The 21,875-nt window shown below is 66.0% G+C and carries 19 protein-coding genes and 1 pseudogene; 8 read left to right on the forward strand and 12 right to left on the reverse strand.

Annotated elements, in window-relative coordinates; translation table 11 throughout:
• Positions 1-6: 6 nt before the first annotated feature.
• Together ACIPY8_RS14940 and ACIPY8_RS14945 are read right to left on the reverse strand one after the other, a co-directional pair.
• Positions 7-2,688 carry a family 78 glycoside hydrolase catalytic domain gene (locus ACIPY8_RS14940; protein ID WP_400819700.1) on the reverse strand — a complete coding sequence of 894 codons (2,682 nt, stop codon included), beginning with the start codon at positions 2,686-2,688 and terminating at the stop codon, positions 7-9.
• Positions 2,688-4,037 (reverse strand): MFS transporter, encoded by a 1,350-nt coding sequence (locus tag ACIPY8_RS14945; RefSeq protein ID WP_400819702.1) that lies wholly within the window; start codon positions 4,035-4,037, stop codon positions 2,688-2,690. Before ACIPY8_RS14945 ends, ACIPY8_RS14940 begins: the two co-directional genes overlap by 1 nt.
• Before the next feature lie 147 nt (positions 4,038-4,184).
• Here ACIPY8_RS14945 and ACIPY8_RS14950 point away from each other — a divergent pair, with 147 nt between their 5' ends.
• Together ACIPY8_RS14950 and ACIPY8_RS14955 are read left to right on the forward strand one after the other, a co-directional pair.
• A complete protein-coding gene (locus ACIPY8_RS14950; RefSeq protein WP_400819704.1) occupies positions 4,185-4,808 on the forward strand; it encodes a TetR/AcrR family transcriptional regulator in 624 nt (207 codons plus the stop codon).
• A gap of 281 nt (positions 4,809-5,089) precedes the next feature.
• Positions 5,090-5,554, forward strand: coding sequence for a GNAT family N-acetyltransferase (locus ACIPY8_RS14955; protein ID WP_400819706.1), 465 nt, complete (start codon positions 5,090-5,092; stop codon positions 5,552-5,554).
• 87 nt (positions 5,555-5,641) lie between these two features.
• On the opposite strand, the pseudogene ACIPY8_RS14960 reads toward ACIPY8_RS14955, so the two are convergent.
• A pseudogene (locus tag ACIPY8_RS14960) lies at positions 5,642-5,806 on the reverse strand (LysR family transcriptional regulator); the annotation flags it as partial.
• Entirely contained in the window at positions 5,806-6,759 is a 954-nt protein-coding gene (locus tag ACIPY8_RS14965) for a hypothetical protein (protein WP_400819709.1), read from the reverse strand. The pseudogene ACIPY8_RS14960 and the gene ACIPY8_RS14965, both read right to left, overlap by 1 nt.
• A 335-nt stretch (positions 6,760-7,094) precedes the next feature.
• Here ACIPY8_RS14965 and ACIPY8_RS14970 point away from each other — a divergent pair, with 335 nt between their 5' ends.
• Complete coding sequence (locus ACIPY8_RS14970) at positions 7,095-7,736, forward strand: NAD(P)-dependent oxidoreductase (protein WP_400819711.1); 642 nt, start codon at positions 7,095-7,097, stop codon at positions 7,734-7,736.
• 312 nt (positions 7,737-8,048) lie between these two features.
• On the opposite strand, the gene ACIPY8_RS14975 is transcribed toward ACIPY8_RS14970, so the two are convergent.
• Both ACIPY8_RS14975 and ACIPY8_RS14980 read right to left on the reverse strand, forming a co-directional pair.
• The gene (locus ACIPY8_RS14975; protein ID WP_400819713.1) at positions 8,049-8,717 is read right to left on the reverse strand and encodes a hypothetical protein; all 669 of its coding nucleotides are present in this window, start codon (positions 8,715-8,717) and stop codon (positions 8,049-8,051) included.
• A gap of 284 nt (positions 8,718-9,001) precedes the next feature.
• On the reverse strand, positions 9,002-9,964 hold the full coding sequence (locus ACIPY8_RS14980) for a helix-turn-helix domain-containing protein (RefSeq protein WP_400819716.1): 963 nt from the start codon (positions 9,962-9,964) through the stop codon (positions 9,002-9,004).
• Positions 9,965-10,814: 850 nt separating this feature from the next.
• Between ACIPY8_RS14980 and ACIPY8_RS14985 the strand changes: the two genes are divergently transcribed.
• On the forward strand, positions 10,815-11,264 hold the full coding sequence (locus tag ACIPY8_RS14985; RefSeq protein WP_400819718.1) for a hypothetical protein: 450 nt from the start codon (positions 10,815-10,817) through the stop codon (positions 11,262-11,264).
• 135 nt (positions 11,265-11,399) lie between these two features.
• Here the strand turns inward: ACIPY8_RS14985 and ACIPY8_RS14990 are convergent, their stop codons facing one another.
• The 3 genes from ACIPY8_RS14990 to ACIPY8_RS15000 form a co-directional block, all read right to left on the reverse strand.
• Entirely contained in the window at positions 11,400-11,627 is a 228-nt protein-coding gene (locus ACIPY8_RS14990) for a hypothetical protein (RefSeq protein WP_400819721.1), read from the reverse strand.
• The gene (locus ACIPY8_RS14995; protein ID WP_400819724.1) at positions 11,624-12,631 is read right to left on the reverse strand and encodes a metallophosphoesterase; all 1,008 of its coding nucleotides are present in this window, start codon (positions 12,629-12,631) and stop codon (positions 11,624-11,626) included. Before ACIPY8_RS14995 ends, ACIPY8_RS14990 begins: the two co-directional genes overlap by 4 nt.
• Positions 12,632-12,855: 224 nt before the next feature.
• Complete coding sequence (locus ACIPY8_RS15000; RefSeq protein WP_400819726.1) at positions 12,856-13,293, reverse strand: hypothetical protein; 438 nt, start codon at positions 13,291-13,293, stop codon at positions 12,856-12,858.
• A 92-nt stretch (positions 13,294-13,385) separates the two neighbouring features.
• Between ACIPY8_RS15000 and ACIPY8_RS15005 the strand changes: the two genes are divergently transcribed.
• The 4 genes from ACIPY8_RS15005 to ACIPY8_RS15020 are packed head-to-tail and all read left to right on the forward strand — an operon-like array spanning position 13,386 to position 19,576.
• Positions 13,386-14,123: a TnsA-like heteromeric transposase endonuclease subunit gene (locus ACIPY8_RS15005; protein ID WP_400819728.1), complete on the forward strand. Its 738-nt coding sequence runs from the start codon at positions 13,386-13,388 to the stop codon at positions 14,121-14,123.
• Positions 14,124-14,151: 28 nt separating this feature from the next.
• Entirely contained in the window at positions 14,152-16,131 is a 1,980-nt protein-coding gene (locus ACIPY8_RS15010) for a Mu transposase C-terminal domain-containing protein (RefSeq protein WP_400819730.1), read from the forward strand.
• A gap of 27 nt (positions 16,132-16,158) precedes the next feature.
• Entirely contained in the window at positions 16,159-17,250 is a 1,092-nt protein-coding gene (locus ACIPY8_RS15015; protein WP_400819733.1) for a TniB family NTP-binding protein, read from the forward strand.
• The gene (locus tag ACIPY8_RS15020; protein ID WP_400819735.1) at positions 17,240-19,576 is read left to right on the forward strand and encodes a zinc-ribbon domain-containing protein; all 2,337 of its coding nucleotides are present in this window, start codon (positions 17,240-17,242) and stop codon (positions 19,574-19,576) included. The genes ACIPY8_RS15015 and ACIPY8_RS15020 overlap by 11 nt, the downstream gene beginning before the upstream one ends.
• Positions 19,577-19,644: 68 nt before the next feature.
• On the opposite strand, the gene ACIPY8_RS15025 is transcribed toward ACIPY8_RS15020, so the two are convergent.
• Genes ACIPY8_RS15025 through ACIPY8_RS15035 form a run of 3 tightly spaced genes read right to left on the reverse strand, consistent with a single transcriptional unit; the run spans position 19,645 to position 21,709 of the window.
• Positions 19,645-20,169: a hypothetical protein gene (locus ACIPY8_RS15025; RefSeq protein ID WP_400819737.1), complete on the reverse strand. Its 525-nt coding sequence runs from the start codon at positions 20,167-20,169 to the stop codon at positions 19,645-19,647.
• A complete protein-coding gene (locus tag ACIPY8_RS15030) occupies positions 20,169-20,675 on the reverse strand; it encodes a hypothetical protein (RefSeq protein WP_400819740.1) in 507 nt (168 codons plus the stop codon). The genes ACIPY8_RS15025 and ACIPY8_RS15030 overlap by 1 nt, the downstream gene beginning before the upstream one ends.
• Positions 20,672-21,709 carry a nucleotidyltransferase gene (locus ACIPY8_RS15035; RefSeq protein WP_400819742.1) on the reverse strand — a complete coding sequence of 346 codons (1,038 nt, stop codon included), beginning with the start codon at positions 21,707-21,709 and terminating at the stop codon, positions 20,672-20,674. The genes ACIPY8_RS15030 and ACIPY8_RS15035 overlap by 4 nt, the downstream gene beginning before the upstream one ends.
• Positions 21,710-21,875: the final 166 nt, after the last annotated feature.

Genomic DNA, 21,875 nt, shown 5'->3' on the forward strand with positions numbered 1-21,875 from the left:
GTGCACTCAGGCGGTAGGACGGATCGCCGCGGAGCCGGTGAACCTTCCGGGCCCCGCCTCGAATGTCTCGCCGCCCGGGAACACGACCGTCGCACGGGATCCCGCCGGAATCTCCGCATCGATCCGCATCTCGCCATCCACGACCCGCCAGTCGACGGAGGCGCGCCCCTGCGGGGTGTCCGCATGTCCGGATGCAGCCGTGACCCGCTGGTCGGGGACCGGAGCGATGACGAACGACTCCCACGCGATCGAGGTGGGCTCCTGGCGAAGTCCCAGCGTGTGGGTGTGCAGGAACCGGACGACAGCCCCCTTGCTGTAGTGGTTGAGCGACTCGTGGGCCACGCCGTCGTCGTCGATGCCCTCCCAGTCCTCCCAGATCGTCGTCGCGCCCTTGTCGACCATGTGCAGCCACGAGGGCTCGCTGCGCTGGAAGAGCAGGTCGTACGCGACGTCGGCATATCCCGCCTCGGTCAGTACCGGCAGCAGGTCCCCCGTCGACAGGAACCCGGTGCCGAGGTGCGTGCCCGCCTCGCGGATCAGCTCGACCAGACGCGCGGCCGCTGCGGACCTCGATGCCTCCGGCATCAGCCCGAACGCGAGGGCGCGTACATAGGCGGCTTGGGTGTCTTGCGCGGTACGCCCGTCCTCACGCACGAACTCCGTGCGCCAGGCATCGAGGACGCGATCGGCGATGTCCGCATAACGGATCTCATCGTCGGGACGGCCCAGAACGCGAGCCGTGTCTGCGAGGATCCGCGCCGACCGGTGCAGGTAGGCCGTGCCGACCTCGCCCTTGTCAGCCATGAACCACGCCATGGGGTTCACCTTGATTGGATCGAGCCGCGAACCGTCCTCGGCCTTTAGCACGGGCTCCGTCCACTCACCCCAGTGGAACGTGCCGTCCCAGAGGAAGCGCTCGTGCTCCTGAGGCTCGGCCGACCGCTGGACGCGAGACGGGTGCCGGTTGTCGCGAGCCGCCGCGAGCACCCACTCGACCCAGCGCACCATCGCGTCCCAGTTCTCCTCAAGAACGCGGCGATCGCCGTATGTCCGGTACATCTCCCAGGGGACGAAGGTGATCGCATCCCCCCACCCCGACGAACCGGTCATCTGCGCGAACTGGTCGTCCAAGTTGTTCTTGATGCGCCGACCATCCGGGGAGAAGTTGGCGATCCGTCCGTCATCGAGCTGATCGTCGCGCACCGACCGCAGCCACTTGCGAGTGAATCCGAGCACGTCGTACAGGCGGGCCGCCGTCGGCGCGAACACCTGATAGTCACCCGTCCACGCGAGTCGCTCCCGGGTCGGGCAGTCCGTTGGCACGTCGACGGCGTTGCCGCGGAAGCTCCAGTCGGCGATCTCGTGGAGTCGATTCAGATCCGACGAGCTCGACTCGAACAACGCGGTGCGACGCAAATCGGTCTGCACCACGCGCATCACCGCTGACGACGGATCGAACGCCCCGCCGTCGCGTCCGACGCGGGCGTACTGGAAGCCGTGCACGGTGTGCCGGGGCTCGAACACCGCATCGCTCCCATCGGACACAACGACGTCGCGCTGGACGAAGACCTTGACGGGTTCGCCCGGCCTGGTCGAATCGAGATGAGAGGTGTCGAGGTCGCCGTCCGGTCCCACGAACTCCCCGTAGTCGATGACCGTCCTGGTCCCCGCGGCGCCGAGGTCGTCCAGTCGGATCCATCCGGAGGCGTTCTGTCCGAAGTCGAGCACCCAGGTCTCGTCGTCGACGCGGGTCGAGTGTGCGACCGCGCACGTCTCGACGATGCGCACCGGAGGCGCCGGAGACCACGAGGGTGCAGGACCGGAGACGACACCGACGAGGGCCGGTTCCGCGTGACCCTGCGAGACCTGCAGATCGGTCGTCTGACCGTCCATGAGATCGGCACGGGTGATCGACGACGGTGCACTCATCCAGGCGGCATCCGTCCGGATGACACGGCGGGCGCCGTCCGTGAGCTCGAGGTGCAGTTCAGCCCGTGCACCGAGCTGCGTACCCCAGCCTGCGGGGATGCGGAACGCGCCGACCTGCCCGCGGTACCAACCGTCTGACAGCACGATCTCGACGACGTTCTCGCCCGCCCGGAGGAGCGCAGTGACGTCCGCCGCCTGCGCGTACAGGGTGCGATCGTACGACGACGACCCCGGCGACAGCTCGGCCGAACCGACGCGCTCGCCGTTGATGCGGGCCTCGTAGACCCCGAGCGCGGTGGAGTACAGACGGGCCGAGACGACCTCATCCGCTGAGAAGGCACGGCTCAGCACGTGAGCGCCGCGTTCGCCGGCCGCCGGGGTGTCGCGCTCTACGGGGCTGATCCAGTCCGCCGCCCAGTCGGCGTCGAGGAGCCCCGCTTCGAAGGACGTCCATTCCGACCAGGAGGACGCGCCGGAAGGTGCGTGCACGCGCACCCGCCATCGCACCCGCTGCCCACTCGAGAGCACTGGCCACGGCCACGGGACGAACAGGTGCTCCGTGGACTCGAGGACCACTGCACCGACAGGCTCACCGTCGACGACGGCCTCAAGCTCGGAGGCATGCCAATCGTCGAGAACCGCAGGGACGGTGAACGACAGCCGTGGACGCTCCTCAGACACTGGGAACAGGTCACCGCCGCTGTCGATGCGCAGGTCGAACGGCGCGGACGCCGCGCCGGGAGTGCTGTGCAAGGCCATCAGCGAACACCCTTCACCTTGAGTGCGACGAGGACTCCGCCTGCCAGCGCGAACACGGCGCCGGTGAGGTAGAGCATCGTGTAGTTCTTCTCGGCACCCACAGCGCCGATCGTGATGATCAGCGGGGCGAGCAGCGGCGCCACCGCACTCGGGATCTTCTGCGCGAAGGCCACGACCGCCATGTACCGTCCGGACTCCGCTCGGTCAGGGATGACGGCGAAGATGATCGCCTGATCGACCGTGGCGAACACCGCGATCGCCAGCTGCATGAGCACGGCACCCACGATGAGCTGCGGCAGTGACCACGCGAATGCCTCGGCGAGCGCACCGCCGACGAAGATGAACGCCGCGATGAGCACGAAAAGGCGGCGCCTCTTGAGCTTGTCGGAGAGGAATCCACCGAGGAGGGCGCCGCCCGCTGCAGCGACGACGCCGAGCATGCCGACCGTCGCGACGACTCCCGCGACCTCTCGCACCGGCAGATCGAGGCGCTGCGCGTAGAAGAACGTCCCGAAGGTCGTGTTGAAGTAGAGGCCGATGAAGAAGACCAGCCGGCCGATCCAGTTCCAGGCGAAGTCCGGATACTTGCGGGCGTTGAAGCCGTAGCCGGAGACGACCTTCCGGAGCGTCACGCCCGCGTCCACCACGAGATCCTTCGAGCTTCCCTCGCGCTTGAAGATCGGGAACAGCATGATGAGGACGACGCCGATGACTGCCGGCACGAAGAACACGAGAAACGTGCTCGAGGACACGGCATACGCGATGCCGATGCCGATCACCGGGGCCACCTGGGTCATGAGGTTCGTCAGGGCCGACACCTTCCCGCGCTGCCCATCAGGGAGCTTGTCCGCGAGCAGCGTCTGCAGCGCTGCTCCGGTCGTCGACCAGCCGGTCATCGCGACGACCCACCCCGCACCCACCAGCAGGAGGTTCGGAGCGAAACCGATGATCGCAGCGCCGATGAGGCCGAGGATCCCACCGAGGATCAGGAACGGCGTGCGGCGTCCGAGCCGCGAACGCGTGCGATCGCTCCAGATACCGATCATGGGGCTCAGAACCAGGAAGATCAGTTGGGCGGTGCCGGTGACGTACCCGAGCACCTCCTCATGCCCGGGGGCGAGCTCTGTGATGCGCAGCGCGAGGCCGTACGACAGCGGGACCATCATCGCGATGGACGCGCCGAAGCTAGCGAGCATCAGGAAGAAGATGTACCCGCCGCTGACCTTCGCCGTCGGCTCGGATCCGGCCGCTCCGCCGCGTGGTGCCTCATCTCCGACTCCTCCGCCGCCGGCGTGCGGCACGGGGATCTTCTCGATCGCCTCGCTGTGGTCGAACTCGCTGGTGGTCACCTGGACTCCTTCATCGTGCAGTGATCCGCATGTCCCGGCCTCGGGTGGCATGCGTCGGCGAGGCAACCGTTTTGGCAACCGATTGCTTGTCCTGTCGCCGATGGTAACCAGTTTGGTTACAAAAGGCAAAGCTGGGAAAGTGGACGCATGACGCCCTCTCAAGGAGACGACAGCGCTCCGCGGCGTCGCGGCAAGGGTGCAGGCACCCCGACGCGGCGAGCGCAGATCACCGAGGCCGCGCTCGCGAGCTTTGCGGAGCACGGGTACGAACGGGCATCGCTGCGCGACATCGCCGCGCGTGCCGGTCTCACGCATGCCGCCCTCCTGCGCCATTTCGCCGGCAAGGACGAGCTCCTCCCCGCGGCCCTCGCCCAGCGCGAGGCGCATGAGGAGGATCTCGCTGCCCGGATCATGGCGGCCGAGCTCCCCGGGGACCAGATCCTCAGTGCCGTCCTCGCGACGGAGTTCGACGATCCCGATTACCAGCGCAACTGGCTGGCGCTCTCGGTGGCGGCGACGAATCCAGACCACCCTGCGCATGCGTTCTTCACCGGTCGACGGGAGCGCATGCGGACGCGTTTCACGGACGGCCCCCTGCCGATCTCGGACAGCGAGCACCTCACGGCGGATGAGAAGGTCACTCTCGTGCTCGCGATGGTCGACGGCCTCCGCATCCAGGCGCTCCTCGACCCGTCGCGGGATGCGCTCGGTCTGCTCACACATTTCATGCGGATCGTGGCAGCACAGCCGCCGACGGAGGACGGACCATGAACCCCCGCCTCGTTGCTGAAGGTGATCCAGCTGGGCACCCTGACCTCCCTCCGAGGCGTAGGCGCGCACGATGCTCTGCCACGAGGAACCCTGCGACAGGTCGCACCATCATGGGAACGGGAGGTCACCCCACCAGGACACAGCACCCATTAACCACGAGTAGAGCGCAGCGACCACGCAGGGGAGAGGCGTCGTCGCCGAATGCCATGACACGGTTTGAGCTGCCGTCTGCGACAGACTATAACTAAGACCACCACTCGATCGGAATCAACCTCGTCACAATGCCCACTTTTATGCACGCGCCACTGCGCGATATCTCCGCGGAAACCCTGTACAAACTGCTGTGGCTTCGCATTAGCGTATTCGTCGTCGAACAGCGCGCCGCATACCCAGATCTCGACGGACGTGATCTTGAGCCCGACACCCAGTTGGTGTGGCTCGAGGAAGAAGACGAGGTACTTGCGACGGCTCGAATCTTATTCGACGCAGCCACAGCAACATCGGACCGCATGATTCGCGTTGGCCGCGTCGCGACCGCTGCCAACGCACGCGGCCGGGGCCTAGGCTCCGAACTAATGCAAGCAGTCATCGGGCGCGTCGAGCAACGAGAGCCCCACGTCCCCATCACCCTGGACGCGCAGAAGCATCTCGCACACTGGTACGCCCAATTTGGATTCGCTATCAGCGGCGCCGAGTTCATCGAAGACGGCATCCCCCACGTACCAATGACCCGGCCTGCTCTGTAGCAGTGCCCCTCTACCGTAAATCATCGCCTGGCATCCTCTGGACGATATACCCACGCTCCTGAGGGCCGGTTGGCTGAGGCTCGCGGGCTTCGATCGCACGAGCAGGATGCGACCGACGAGCGTTTCGAGCGACTTGAGTCGCTGGCTGACCGCCGACGGCGTGATCGCGAGTCGACGTGCGGCGGCATCGAGCGACCCTGTGTCGGCGATGGCGAGGAGCGTGCGTGCGAGTTCCGTGGGGAGGATCGTCATCACGTCCTCCCCTCGCTGCGTCGGGAGACCGCACGATCCACCGTCGACACGACGGCGATCACGACGGCCAGGACTGCGGCGATCGCGACGGGGAGAAGAACATTACTCGCGACGAGCGTTCCTGCCGCAGCCGTCCCCACCGACCCGGCCGTGATCTTCAACGCCCCCACCCAGACGAACACCTGACCGCGCATGTTCTGCGGCGAGTACTCGCTGCGCGCGGCGAGCACCCGCAGTTTCCGGACTTCGGCGAGCAGCTCTGTCTCAGGGCTGCCGAGGACCTGGACAGTTCCCGCCATCATGTCCAGCGCTGCCTGAACCATGGGCATCGAAACTGCGTCAGGGTGAGCGTTCGCCACGCCGAGCGCGAACTCCACGACCCGGTCTATTCGATCCGTATGCGGCGTCCGTGCCAGCGCCGTCGTGAGTCGCCCCGCACTCGCGAAGAAATACTCCACCATCCGCATGCCCGCGTCCCGGTCGTTCTCGATGCGCGCCGCATACACCTCCGCCGCCTGGGTCAACCAGAACGAAGCCTGCTCAGCCGACCCCGTCAGCAGCAAGAGATCCCCGGCGTTGTGCATTGCCGGCGCAAACGGAAGTTGGTCTCCGACTTCGAGCATCGTCGCAGCGACCGTCAACACGTTGGTGCCTGCTGGCAGGTAGGACGCCGCTGCCTGAATGCGCGCGGCGTCACGCAATGGCCGTGCCCGACCGTCCAACGCATTGCTTAGCACCAGTACATAAATGCCCGGATATTCCCAGCGACCATCCGCCACGACACATAGCGATTCGTGGATGGCTACCCGATCGCGCCCAGGGGCCTCCAAGTCGCGCGAGTCCTTCAGGAACCGCGTAACCAACGAGGAACCCGCCAGTTCCGCGAGAACAACCTCCTGATCGAAACTTTTCAGGCTGAGATCCTCGGGAAGTTCTGCGACCGCGCCCGCCACTGCGTCGAGAGGTACGTCATCCCCACCACATAGGAGACCCATCAGGAGAAGAACCCGTGCTGGTTCGCTCAAATCATTTCAGGCGATCAGGATCGCTTGGACCGCGGTGTGGGTGTATCCGACGGGCACGGACTGTTCCTCATCAAGATCAACCTCTTCGACACGGTCAAGATAGTCCTGCAGCGTGGACAGCTGGCCCCCGCGACGGGCTATCCAATGGCAGGCCATATCAATCGCCGGCGGCCAATGCCCCATCATCGAGGCCAACCGTGGAAGTGATGAGGACGCGCCCCGACCTGCAGTGGGTGAGCGCGAAGGGTGCCTACGCACGACCAGTGGCTGAGTTCGCCCTCGCGCTCACCTTGGCGTCTCTGCGCAGGCTTCATGAGTTCGCGCGCGAGACCTCGTGGAGTGCGAAGCGCGGCGACTCACTCTTCGACCAAGAGGTCACCGTGTTCGGCGCGGGCGAGATCGGACGGGAGTACATCCGCCTTCTGCAGCCGTTCGAACCGCGCGTGAATGCGGTGCGCAGAAGCGCAGAACCCGTCGACGGTGCCGCGCGGACGGTGAGCCCTCACCGACTCGAACAGCTCCTCCCGTCGACGACGGTGCTCATGATCGCGGCCGCGTCGACGGGCGGAACGCGAGGCGCCATCGATGCGGCCATGCTCGATCTGCTCCCCCGGGGAGCCGGGGTCGTCAACGTGGCGCGCGGCGATCTGCTGGACCACGACGCCCTGGCACACCGGCTTGCGAACGGAGCCCTCGGTGCAGCCGCCCTGGACACTACCGACCCGGAGCCCCTTCCTCCCGAGCATGCGTTGTGGCGCGAGCCGCGCTGCCTTCTCACCCCGCACACTGCCAACACCGATGACCTTTCGAGCACCTACCTCGACGCCCGCATCGAGGAGAATCTTCAGCGGTGGGCCGCGGAGCGCTCGCTGCTCGGCCGCGTCGACATCGACGCCGGATACTGAGTGCTCGAATCAGCGCGCGTGCCTGTCAGCCCGGACTGACCTGAAACCCGCACCTGGGCCAGCACCGCGCATCCACCTCTTCTGAAGCATGCCCGACGCCGATGGCGTCAGGAGTAGCGATGACGCCGACTCCCGCTGAGCGGGTCAACAACAACGATCGCGATTCTGCAGAGTGTTACCGCTGCGTTACCGGAGACTCCACTCTCGACATGACGAAGGCCCCGCATCCCAGTGTTTACAAAGGGAGTCGGGGCCTTCGTGGTGGCGGTGACGGTGGGATTTGAACCCACGGTCGAGGGCCTTGTCCGCCAGCTAGAACACGACGTCCTCCGGCATAGGCCTCAGCCCGAGGGGGTCGTGCTTCTGCCAGTAGGCATCGTCGTCGTAGTAGACGTAGTCGTCCTCGGGGTCGTATGCGTTCGGGTGGCCGTCTCCCCAGAGCTCGTACTTCTTGTCGTCGCGACCGGGGACAGGCCAGGACCAGGTCCACTCCTCACCCCGAGCGTGCGCCCACACCGCGGACTCCACCGCTGCGCGAGCGAAGTTCGCGGCGGCGAGGACGGAGTCGACGAACCCGCTCCACTTGAGGTAGTCGGACGTAGGGCCGCTCACCGAGTCCCACGCTCGGTCTCGCTCCGTGTAGGGAACGCGCTGAACGGCGAAGACAGCGAGCTGGTCAACCGAGGAGGCCGGCAGAGCGGGCGGGACACGGAAGTGGATGCTGGCGTACTCTTCGTCTTCGTTGGTGAGGACACGGACGCCGTAGTCGTCCCACGCTCCCACCTTGGTCATCGCGCACGACAGGGCGCGGGCGAGCGGCGAGCGTTTCAGGAACTCGTCGTAGTCGTCAGTGCGAGGCTGCGGCGTGTCGGGCAGCTCCGAGTCGGACAACGGCGTCGCAGAAGAGGTGGTGACGGGCTGCGCCTTCGTCGAGGAGTGGACGTCGGCCTGCGGTTCGGTAGTGGAGTTGTTCTCAATCACTGGCGTTCTCTTTCCTATGGGTTTGGACACCTCTCTATGCGCGAGCTCGCCGCCCACGACGTACATGTGGCATCGGGCCCTCAGATCGCCGTGGAACGATTCGTCCGCGTGGAGGGCGAAGTCTCGTCACCGAAGTCTGCCTTCGCCTGGTCGGCAAGTAGATCACCACCGGCCCTGCGGTGCCGGCTGACCTCTGAGGTCCCGGGTTGAGTGAGGGTCCGCGGCGCACTCGACGGGCGTGCCTCCTCTCTGCGTGCTGTACGACGAGGTGATCGGCGACGACTCTACGACTGTGATCGGGCGAGGTAGCGTTGCCGAAGGTCGTCCACGGAGAGGAACGCTTCCGCCGCAGCATGGCGAGATCCGCCCGCAGCTCGGACGGCGTCCGCGATGATCGAGGGGCTCCCGAGCTGAACCGGTGGCAACTCGGCGTCGGCGAGAGCAACCTCTTCGCGGACAAGCTTCCGGAACTGCAGGTCCGTGATGAGCCTCAGGTTCCGGTACCGCTGTGCCAGCACGCGCGGACGGACCCCGAAGCATGCGGCCTCCGCAGCAATGTCGTCGAGGTCAACACGAAGATCACCTTCCGGCAGAAGGAAAGCGATAGCAAACGCGTCGCTGAGCGCTTCGCTGTCCTTCGCTGACCTGTCGGTCATGACGAGATGACCCAGTTCGTGTGCGATGGCCCACCGGAGGTCCATCCGGGATGCAGTGCGATCCAAGAACATCAGGGTGCTGCCGCTCGCCGCGGTCGACGAGAGCGCGACCACCCCGAGGTCCGAGAGGTCTCGGTAGATGCAGACGATGCCGTTCGCTTCGAGGATCGAGATCATCTCGGTGATCGGTCCGGGCGCTACCGCCCACCGATCTCGGAGCCGCCGAGCGAGATCGTCAGGGTTTCTGTCGGGCCTGGGGTCGAGGTCTGCGTGAACCGGGTCCGTGAGTAGGGCCACGTGGGCGTGGGCCATGGTCACCTCGGCTAACGCCCTGTTCAGAGCCGTGCGTGGAAGTGACGGCCGCAGCAGGTGACCGATGCGCGGTGCAGGCGACGGGCGACGAAGGAGAGCTTCAGGCATCTCCAGGGCGGAGGCGATGTTCGTGACCAGGGCCGCGGGCGCGCGTTGCGCGCCCGACTGGAGGAGCGACACCACCGACTGGGTGATCCCGAGAGCCGAAGCGAGGTCTGACTGAGTGAGGCCGCGGAGAATCCGTGTCGCTTCGAGGAGGGTCCGTGGAGGTTGCTGCACGGGCTCCATCCTCTCGCGTACACACGATATGGAGAAATATTTCTCGATATCCCGTGTATGTGGCAAGTCTGGCAAGCGTTGGCAACCAGGTGCTTGGCTGGAGCGAGCCCTACTCCCCACTGGGATCGGATAGCCCTGGCAAGGTTGGCAAGTAGTAGTAGTTGTATGTATGAGATCTCAAGAGAGAGATAGAGATATAAGGGGAAACTTCTCTCTCTGCCTCTCTATAGGGGCACTGTATGCGCTTGCCACGCTTGCCATCTCGACCATTATTGTACTGTGAACTGGGAAAAACACGATTTCTGGACTTGCCAGGAGGCTTGCCAGAGCTTGCCAGGCTTGGATCGTCGAGGATCTCCGAGCCTGCCCGGGCGTTCGCCGTAGGGTATCCGGCGAGAAGGTGTCGCGGAGAACTCATCCCCGGTCGAAGCAAGTCTTAGAACTGCCGAGCGGCCGCGACCGTTGCAGGAGGGGGCGCCCTCGCGCCGGGGCCAGAGTTCAACACCCAACTACACAGAGGCCATCCACATCGGAGCTGGTCAGATCGCACACACGCCGCGACGAGGTCCGCTCGTAGTGCACGCCGTGCGCGGTCGTGATACACGCTCGGCAGCGCGGCGGGACGGTGCCCCCTGAAGACGATCTTCAAAGCGTGGCGTGACGTTCGCGGGAAGCCCCTCTGGGAACGCGACTCGGCCCGGACTGACGGCGTTCACACACTCGCCCGGGCCTCCGCCGCCGCACCCGACGACAACGACCTGCCGCGCGCACGAGTGCCGCGCATAGAGGGCCACGGTGGACGCCCACCATCCGAGGCCGACTGGCCATGAACGAAGGACATGAATTGACCATGCACGAACCCGACATCGCCGACAACCCGGCCGACCCCATCCTCACGCCGATGCAGACGGACGCCGAACTGTTCATCCGAGACAGCGGGGAGGTGCTCGTCGTCTTCGATCTCGACGAGTGCCTGGGGGCACAGGGGGCACACGAGTACATCGCTCGGCTCAAGGCTCATGCCCTCAACCTGTCCCAGCGCGCTGGCGTCTCGGTGTTGTTGGACGCCACCAACATGGCAGAGGAGATCGAGGTGTTCGAGGCCGGGGGCCGCGCCCACAAGCTCGATGGAGTGTTCTGGGAGGCGCGGACGTATCGCGTTCAGTCCTGGGTCGACGGTGCCAGCGACCCGTGGGGAGCGTGGGAGGTCGGCAACGAACCCGTGACGAGGTACGTCCCGCCGAAGCCCCCGGAGTGCGGGTGTACGACCTGCGAAGCGCACACCGAGATCGAGTTCTAACACTGAACCGCGGAGGCGGCTGCTCACGGACACGCGGACAGCCGCCCCTCACTCGGTCAGCCTGCCGACCACAGTGAAGTGTCGGACGCTTGCTGCGGTCGTCGACGTTGCTTTCGAAGCCATCGCGTCATCTGCTCAATGCCCACGCGACATGATGTCCTGGAATCCGTCGACGATCTTCCCGTCGTGGAGCTGGAGCGACGGGAACGGGTGCACGCCGTCGTCGGAGGTCAGCTTGAGGAGGCGGAGATCGTTCCCCGCGCTAATGACCTCGGCCTCGGCCCAGTCGAGGGGACGGGCGATACTCGTCACCGTGTGACAGGCGCCGACGATCTCGGCCCCGGGGCTTGGCTCCTCGGTCATGAGGTTTCATCGGGGTCGCGGGTGTGGCGACGACGGACGTCCTCAATGAGTTGGTCGAGGGTACGGACACCGTCGACGTAGTCCTGCGCGTCCTGGAGCGCCGCGGGTGTGGGCTTCAGCCCGTCCAGGACTCCCGAGTGCAACGCCTCGGCGACGCTGTTCATCCGCTGCTCCCGAGTCCGACGAGAACCGTCGTCGTCGTTGGCATATCCCCGGAGGATTGCCAGGCTCGGGGTCGCCATCCTCAGGTTGCTCATGTCGAGGATCGCGATGTTCCACTCGTGCCCCTCTCGTCCGAGGCTCGCCACGCGGCGGCCGTCCTCGGTCTTCCCGCCGGCACCGACGTGCATGTGGCCATGCGCCAACAGCTCGGGGCGCACCGCATCCCACACTTGACTGATCCGTGCCCGGGATGCCGCAGACGCCTCCAACGCCGCCTTCGTGATCCAGCCCGGGTTCGAGCGGAGGATCTCACGAACGGGGCGGACAGGGGTGCCTGCCGGGGACTCGTGGGTGAGCATCAGGTCCGCGGGGCCGCCGGCGATGGCCTCGTCGACCATCGCGTCGGTGACCGCCTCATCCGGCCACCAGGTCAGCCCTTCCACCCGCGACTCGCGGTCCACGGATGAGGCGCCGCCGAGCGCGAGCACGGAGCGTCCGCCGATGGTCAGGCGTGCCGGCCGCGGAAGAATCCAGGTGAGCTCGGAGACCTGCACGGCTTCGCCCGGGTACTTGTCGAGGAGTGGGGTGATCTCATCCCACTGCTCATGGTTTCCTGCGACCAAGTAGAAGCGGGTGATGGCGGTCTCGGCGAAGATCTCGTCGACCGCGTCCGGCGGCATCCACCAGTCGCCCAGGTGCAGCATGGTCGTGACGTCTGGCGCGAGATACGGCAGCGCCCGGGAGAGCATCCGAGCCCCCCCCTGGTTCCCGTGCCAGTCCCCGCAGACCGCTACTCGCTGATCGGGAAGATCGATGTAGGCCGCGTGATCACGAACCTTCATCGTCGGGTCCAGCGCTCATCGTCAGAGTTCATGGCGGCGAACATACTCTTCGACGCCGACATGAAATAGACCTTGACTTCTCTCGTGATGCGTATATCATTACGCACCATGGATAACGAGTTCATCCTCCAGCGCGGAGTTGGCCGACCACCGCTCTCGCCGATCCTGCACCATCGGTCGCGCGCCAGCCCGCTCTGACGTCGACGCCCGGGATCGCGTCGGCATCAACCTGCGCGGTGCCCGCGGGCTCGATCCTCAGCTTGTCGACGCGCCACGCTTTCGATCTGCGCCTTGGCGATCCTGACCGCCTGCCGGAGGTTGTCTCGCAGGAACCATTCATCCAGCTCCGCCCCGACGACCTCCCGCAGACGACCGATGTCCTCGAGTTGCATCACCGCCCGACCGCTCAGCACCTTATGCAGCCGGTCGTACGGGACCTCCAGCTTCGACGCCAGGGCCGTGATGGTCGCCTGGTCCGAGTGCGGCATGTACAGGCTCTGGACCCCGTAGCTGATCTGATGCTGCGTCTTCGCTGCACTTCGATGCGCCCGCGTGCGGGCATCTGCGTCTGGCTCGAGGTCGACCCAGTCGAGCTTCTCCTGCTGCCCGAATAGGCGCGGGGTCACGGCGAACATTCGTGGGATGTACCGGGGATTGCTCATCAAACGCACCTAAAAGACATAAACAAGAGCCAAAAGACACAAAAACCGCGTGATTTCGCGGTTCTTCGAGATCCGGAGCGCATGGAGGGAGCATGAGCAAGAACACAGGAATCAGAAAGTCGCGAGGCGACGGATACGACCGTATCGAATGGCTGGACGCAGCGGGCAACAAGCACGCCGTCCGGGCCGACAATCCCCTGACCGCGGCCGAGGTCATCCCCGGCGAGCGCACGCGCCGCCCGGGCAAGTACCGCGGTCAGTCGACCTATCAGGGCAACTACTGGTGCGCCGGCATCGAGGGTCATGTGTTCCATGAGTCGATGGCGGAGTTCACCGGGCTCATGCTCATCGACCACCTGTACGACATCGACCAGCTCTTCGCGCAGCCGATGCTCCTCACCTTCGCCGACGGGACGTTCCACTACCCGGACTTCCTGGCCATCGAGGCGGACGGCACGCGCCACCTGGTCGACGTGCACCTGAAGTCCCGGACCGAGGAGGCCCACGAGCTCGCCTTCAAGCAGACGGGCGAGATGTGCGAGCGGCTGGGCTGGCGGTTCACCGTCATCGACCAGCTCGACGATGTCGTGCGGTGGAACCTCGAGGCGCTGGCCCGCTACCACCACCCTCGCTTCACGCCGAGCACCCGAGTGGAGAAGCAGATTCTTCGGGCCGCAACCCGCACCGCCACGTTCGGAGAGCTCCGCGCCGCCCTCCGCACCGACCGTCCCGGTGAGCACATGCCCGCCCTCTACAACATGCTCTGGAATCGCCATCTGCAGATCGACATCACCAAGCCCCTGACGGACCTCACCCCGCTCTCCATCTAACGAACAACCGCTCACGAAAGAAAAAGACATGACCATTCCCCGCACCGTCGCCATCGGCGACACCCTCGACCTCGAAGCAGGCGCGTTCACCATCGCCGGCTACGGCAACGGCGTATTCCGGCTCCGTGACGAGCTCACCAACCAGTACGAGCTCATCCACCACACCGAGCTCGGTCGCCTGCTCCCGCCCGGACAGACCATCGACTCAACCTCGAAGGCCGTGGCCGAGTCCACCCTCAGCGAGGCGGTCGCCGGTCTGAACGATGAGGCCCGGTTCCTCATCCCGCACCTGCAGGAGCTCATGGACGGCTCACCTGCCATCGGCGACGTTCCCCGCGAGCAGTACGCGCTCGGCATCCCGATGGGCACCCGGCTCCTGTCCAAGTGGAAGGAGCTGACCGACGGCGGCTATGACATCTCGCCCTCCACGCTGAAGCGCCGCATGCAGCGTTTCCGCAAGGCCGGTGTCGAGAGCCTCGTCGATGGCCGCTCGGTTCGCCGCCAGACCGCGCTCGGTCGCGCCGACGAGAAGGTCACCCTGGCCCTCGCGGAGGTCATCTCGACCTACGTCGGTCGCTCGAGCCCCTCTTACACGAGGGTGCGTGCTGATCTCCAGAAGCTGCTGCTGACCGAGTACCCGGACAAGGACGACCGCCCCGCGCTGCCGTCGCTGTCGACGGTCAAGCGCTACGTGGCCGCGCTCGACGGCGAGAACCCGACGACCCCGGCTCGGCGTCGCGAGACCAACGCCCTCGCGCCGACCCGGCAGCACAAGCCCCGTCTCGTGTCCGCGCCCGGCGATGAGTGTCAGATTGACACCACCGTGTTCGACGCGTTCGTTCGCTTCCCCAACGGGAAGGTCGAGCGTCCGCACCTCACCATCCTCATCGACAAGCGCACCCGGTCCATCATCGCCTTCAATTTCACCGCGGGTCCGCCCAGCGGCTACGACCACGCGGTGCTCCTGGCGAACGCGTTGGTGCCCAAGAAGCTCCGCTCCTGGCACACGTACTACGACACGCTCTCGCTGCCGCGGATGCCGTGGTCGGAGTACCTGGACGAGGAGCAGCTCGAGGAGTACGACACCTTCCGGCCGTACATCTTCCCGCGCCGCATCATCACGGACAACGGTCAGGACTACCGGTCCCACGTGTTCCGCCTCGCCTGCGACCGCTACGGCATCCACCTCACCGAGGCTCCGCTGAAGGCGCCGACGGCTAAGGCGCACGTTGAGCGGCACTTCGGGACCATCAACACCAAGTTCGCTCAGTACCTCCCCGGGTACGTGCACAGCAACGTTCAGTCCCGCGGTGAGAACGCTCGCGCGGAGGAGGTGCTCACCCTGGAGGAGGTGTCCGAGCTCTTCGACCGTTGGCTGGGCGTCATTTGGCAGAACCGCAGGCACGATGGCCTCGTCGACCACCTCCAGCCGAACCTGCGGCACACCCCGAACACGATGTTCGCCGCCTCGGTCGAGCTGCAGGGACACTTCGTCGTCCCCTGCGACGAGGATGACTTCATCGCGCTCATGCCGAGCATGGAGCGCACCATCCAGAACGACGGTATCGAGCTGAACGGGCGGATGTACGACAGCCCTCACCTCGCCGGCATGCGCGGAATCCGCAACCCCGACGGGTCGAAGAAGAAGTTCGCGGTCCACTTCGACCCCGCCGACGTCACCCGCGCCTGGGCGCGCGTCGAGACCGAGTGGGTCATGTGCACTTGGGTCGCCAAGGACGGAATGTCCCGCCCGCTCGAGCGCACGATGAACGAGATCGCCCACCGGCTCACGTCCGCGAACCCCGGTTTCAAGAACGACGAGGCGGACGAGCTGATGATGCGTCTGCGCGATGAGTTCATCGCCCAGCAGGCCGCCGAGCGCGAGGCCCGCGTGGAGGCAGCCCGGGCGGAGGCTGCCACGATCTCCTCCAGCGACGTGCTGGAGAACATCCGCGCTGGCGGCGACGACGACAACTTCAGCAACCCGATGGACCTCTCCGTGGGCTGACCCACGGACAACAGGAAGAAGAAGCACATGGATACCATCGCCCTCGAAGACCCGGGTGTGGGCCACTTCAATCGCCGGGAGGCGCTCGAGCGCCTCCTCGAGACGTATCAGCCGCCGCAGGCGGAGACCGTCACGGTCGAGGAGTACAAGCGCTGGAAGCCCACCGAGCGCATGGCCTTCAACGACCGACGAAGCGCCCGCATCGCGGACTCCATCGTCATCGAGACGCCCGCCATCAAGGAGCTCAAGCTGGAATGCCGGCGAGCGTCCCAGTTCGCCAACCGTGCCGTCGGCCGCATGGGGGTCATCCTCACCGGCCCCGCCACGATGGGCAAGACGACCGCGGCCCTGCAGGTCATGGTCGAGACGTTCCATCGCCACGTCCAGCGTCACCCCAACTGGAAGGAGCTGGGCCACATCCCGGTGGTGTACATCGAGATTCCCAGCGGCGCCAACGGCAAGCGGGTCATGGGTGCGTTCTTCGACTTCTTCGCCGAGCCCGCCCCGAACCGCATGACCCTGGAGGAGCGCACGCGGATCGTCACGAACATCCTGACGAAGAGCAACACGTCCTTGGTCGTCTTCGACGAGGTCCAGAACCTGTCCGGCGTGTCCAGCCACGGGCGTTTCGAAGCCGCGCAGTCCATCAAGAACCTGATGAACAGCGTGCGCAGCGTGCCGCTCTACGTCGGCATCAACCTCGACAAGACCTCCTTCACCAACAAGGAGCTCGGGGCGCAGTTCTCCAGCCGCAGCCGGTTGGTGAAGCTGGGCAAGGTCGAAATCGGCACCAGCAAGGGCCAGTCCCTCTGGGCCGGTGTCATCCAGGGGTTCGAGCGACAGTTCGCGCTTCTCAACCACCCCGAGAAAACGCTGCTGACCGCCGAGAGCGCACGCTACCTGCACAAGCGGACGCGCGGTTCCCTCGGAGCGCTGTCCCGACTCCTCTCCATCGCCGCGCTCGACCTCATCGCCCGGGATGACCCGGACCGCGAGCGAATCACCATCGAGCACCTCGAAGACATCAGACTCGACCTGACCACCGAGCGCGAGCTTCTGGGTAGCGACGACAACATCAGCGTCAGCCGACGCGGAAAGGGGGTGCGCCGTGCTGACTGAACTCAGGAAGCTGCCCATGCGGGTCCGCCCCATCGCCTTCGAGACGGTCGAGAGCTACGCCGCCCGTCTGCGCGACGCCAACTTCATCGAGCGCACGACATGGTCCCTCTGGTTCAACCCGCTCGTGCGTCTGCACGGCGGAGACGAGAAGGACGCGAAGGCACGACTGCTCGCGGTCCTCGGCGACCGCAGCATCGAACACCACCAGCGCGACGCTCGCGCAGCCCTCCTTCACACTGATGGAGAGAGCTGCAACAAGTGCGAGACGGGCCTGTCGACCCGATACGGGTGCCGCCGTTGCAGCGGCGGCTCCGTCGTCACCCAGGTCACCCACGATGGTCCGAGGGTGTGCCACCGCCATCGGCTTTGGGTGGGGCCCGGCACCGAGCCCGAAGCACAGGAGGTCGTCGGGAAGGAGATCGTGGCTGCCGACCGTCACTACCAGGTATTGCGCCGACGAGGCATCCTCGATGCACACCGTCTGGCTGAGCTCCTCGACTGCGTCGACGAGTGGGCCGCGACCGAGCTCGACGCCCCGGTCTCCGTTCCCGAGCGGTTCCTCATCGCCATCGAGCTCGCCCGCCGGGTCATGGCTCCCCGTCGACTCGCCACCGCTATGGCAGCGGACCAGACCGCGACTGAGCGCTACGTCGCGCTGAGTCACCTCATCGGACGCATCGTGCGTGGGCGCAACGCGACCGTCCTCGTCGATGCCGTGTGGCTCATGCTTCGGACAATGAGGCACGCTGCGAGCACTGATCCGCACGCGTTCCTCGTTCCGAACGGACTGGCTCCGCTCGATGACGAGGCTCACCTCGCGCAACTGCGCAGCTCCGGATACCCGAGGTCGCGCCACCTCTACTTGGTTCAGTATGTGTCGTCCGCGTTTCCTGGCACCCGGGCCTCACGCCTGGGAATCCGGGGCTCGGTCAACACCTACCTGTGTGCGCGGGGGCACCTTTTTCGGTCCACCGGGCACGGCATCCGCCAGTCCACCACGACGGCAGGATGCCCGTACTGCGCCAATAGAGCAGCGGCAGCGGGGTTCAACTCGCTCGTGGACACCCATCCCGAGATCGCGAAGGAGTGGCACCCCGACAACGACATCACCCCCGACCGTGCCATCGCCGGGTCGGACCGCATGCGGTACTGGCTGTGCGCGAAGGGCCACAAGTTCCGGGCGACCGTCACCGCCCGAACGTCGAACAGGAACGGCTGCGGGGTGTGCGCGAACCGCGTCGTCCAGGCCGACGTGAACTCGCTGGCCGTGACCCGGCCGGATCTGGCTGCGGAATGGCACAGACGCCTTAACGGCGACCTGACTCCAGAACAGGTGCCCGCGGGTACGGATAGGAAGGTGTGGTGGCGGTGTCCGGAGGGGCACGACTACCTGATGTCCGTGAACAACCGGTCAAGGAAGAAGCGAGCGTCGTCGTGCTCGATCTGCTCGCGCCAGCAGGTCCACCCGTCGACGTGCCTCGCCACCACTCACAAGGCCGTCGCCCAACGCTGGCACGGGTCGAAGAATGGTGATCTCCGCCCGACCGATGTCGTCGCCGGTTCGACGAAGAAGGTGTGGTGGCAGTGCGCACGCGGCCACGAGTACGAAGCCGTCGTGTGGTACCAGACTCGCAGGCAAGACGACGGATGCAACGTCTGCACCAACCGTGCCGTCAACGCCGACAACAGCATGCGCACAACACACGCGGCGCTGTCCTCGGAGTTCGACGAGAACCGCAACGGAGAGAAGACGCCGGACAACGTGCTCGCCACCACGAAGACGAAGCTCTGGTGGAAGTGCCAGCTCGGTCACGAGTGGCAAGCCAGTGGCGTGAGCCGCGTGCAGGGGGCCGGATGCCCGTTCTGTTCCGGGCGTCGAGTGCTGAAGGGGTGGAACGATCTGGCGACGACCCACCGCGAGCTCGCGAATGAGTGGCATGAGTCCCGAAATGAGGGGCTCCGGCCCGAGGACGTGGTCGTCCGCTCGTCGAAGGCGATCTGGTGGCAGTGCGCGAAGGGGCATGAGTGGCAGGCAACCCCCGGCGCACGTCGCAATGGCAACAGGTGCCCCGTCTGCTCGAATCAGAAGGTCCTCGCCGGGTTCAACGACCTGATGACCACGCATCCTGACCTCGGGGCAGAGCTGGCCTCGGACCTGAACGGCTCGGTCACCGCGCAGACCATCACCGCCGGCGCCGCCAAGAAGCTGTGGTGGCGGTGCACGGCGGGGCACGAGTGGACGGCGCCGGCGTTCTCCCGGGTACGGACCGGGAGCATGTGTCCCACATGCCGCCGAGAGCTGAGGCGTCGCGGCAAGTCGCACTGAACGAACGAGGAGGTCGGGACATGCGTCCCGACCTCCTCGTTCTCCCCGGCGATCTTCTACCGGATCACTCAGCCGTTCACGAGGCGCGATGCGACTCGATCATGACGACGGATCGCTGCGAGGTACTGCTCCCGCGCCTTGAGGATCGCACTGCGGTCGTACGGAGAAGGGCACGGGATCTCCGAGTCACGCCGCAGCCTGCGCGACTTCCACGCATCTGTCATGGCCTGGCCTGCGGTCTTCTTCGTGATCGTGACGAGGTTGTCGAATGCCGTGGCGATGTGCGTGTTCGTCGAGATCGTGAGGAGGGCCGCGCTCAGTGCGAGCCTGGATTGGATCTCGCTGATCTGCGTGCTCACCGTGGCGCGCGCATCCTTCCCCTGACGTCGGCGGACCCGGAACGGCGCTTCCGCGTAGTCCTCGACTGCGCGAAGAGCCTCGCTGTACATGACCGCCCGCTTGTCCGCGCGAGTATGACGCTGCTGCCAGATATACCCGCCGACAGCGATGACAGCGGCGATGAACGCCGCCATAATGGTGGCGCCCGCCTCCGACAACCAGAAGCAGCTGCTAAAGATCGTCGTGCACTGCATCAGGCGACTTCCTCCAGACCGTGGGGCGCTTCGTCGAAGGGCCAGCGGTGGTTGCTGGAACGCCAGTAGTCCTCAGCGAAGAGGTGCCTCGCGGCGAGGTGCAGGAGCTCCGCAAGCCCCTTGTCCGGCGTCCACCTCCGCTCGACCGGGTCGGACGGGTGGTACAGACACAGGCTGTCGTCCAGCAGGCGATGCGGCGACTCGGCTCCGACGTCGGCGAACACCCGCGGGTAGTCGGACGGCGCGAGTTTGTAGGTCGGGTACGGCGGGTTCCGGTGAAACTCCACCCGAACCCGAACCCGCTCCGAACGCGCGGTCACGGAGACATCCACGATGTAGATCAGCATGTTCGGGCGCTCGATGCGTCGAAGCTGTGCGCCGTACTGCCTGCGCGCGTCCCGTTCGAGCGGATAGATCCATCCCGCCTCGCTGCCCCACCAGGGCTCGAACCGGCGCGCCCCCAGCGGCTCGGACAGGGCGGGCTGAGGCAACCCCGGACAGCTCACCGTTCACCCCAGGATCGCACCGGCGTCACCGCTGCGGCCGGCGTGGACGTGATCAGCGTCGGCGCACCGAACGTCTTCGAGGGCTTCGCGTGGAAGCGCGCGCCCTCGCGGAGCAGGTCAGCGTGCGCCGGGACCGGGAGCATGTTCGGGTCGTTGAACATGTCCGCGAGCTCCTTGCACGCCAGAACGGGGAAGCCAGCCTGATCGAGCTCGACGGCCTTCTCGAGGCGCGCCGAGGCGTCGCGGAGCCGACCGAGAACTTCGGTCCGGGTGGCCTTGAGCTTGATGGGCTTGCCGCTCACCAGGGCCGGGTCCTCGGTCTCGCCCTGCTGGAGGGAGGTGATCGCGTAGTCGAACCACGTGCGCATTGCGGTGATCAGCGAGCCGCCGGTGATGCCCGCGTCGAGTGCGAGCGCCTTGATGTTCCAGGTGCACAGGGTGTCCCCGTTCATCCGGTTCCAGTGCTTGAGGAGGCGGATCGTTCGTGCGAACACCGCTTCGGTGCGCTTGTTGGCCTCGGCGATCATGCGGGTGTGCGCTTCGGGGGCGGAGCGATCCCAACTCGTGAAGCGGGGGATGAAGAGGCCCTCGGCGGAGACGTTGTCGATGGCGACGATGACGTCCGCCGTGAAGTCAGGGAGGCCCGGTCGGATCGGGTCGCGGAAGCGGATGAGGATGGATCGCTTCCGTCCCCGGAACTCGATCCGCAGGTCCTCGTAGGTGTCGGCGAGTTCGCGTCGGATGGCGCTGGCTGCACGCTCCTGCAGCGCGGCCGGCCCCTTTTTGCCGGGGCCGTACTCGCCGTCGGGGTCGGCGATCACGATGCCGAGGTCGACGTCGGTGAGCGGCGTGAGGGCGTCGCCGTGGGCAACGCTGCCGTTGTAGTAGTGACGGGATCCGGGGAACGCGATGTGGAGGGCGTTGGCGATGGCGGTGCGACGCTTACGCGCCTCGGCGAGCTCCTCCTCGGTCACCTGGATCTTGGTGCGGGCGATGTTCACCACGTGTTCGATGGTGGGGTACGGCTGGACCACGATGGGCCTCCTTCGGTGTCTTGCTCCCGGGAGGATCCCGGGGGCACGGAAGGCAGGCTTGATCAGCCCACGGGTGCGGGCTTGATCGCACAACGAATTGCGCTTAGGGTCGAATTGTCCTACCAAAGACATTCGGCCCCGACCTGCCTGAGCCCCGGCTCCGGTG

The sequence above is a fragment of the Microbacterium sp. NPDC089696 genome, from assembly GCF_044749125.1.
In the GTDB taxonomy this organism is placed as follows: Bacteria; Actinomycetota; Actinomycetes; order Actinomycetales; family Microbacteriaceae; genus Microbacterium.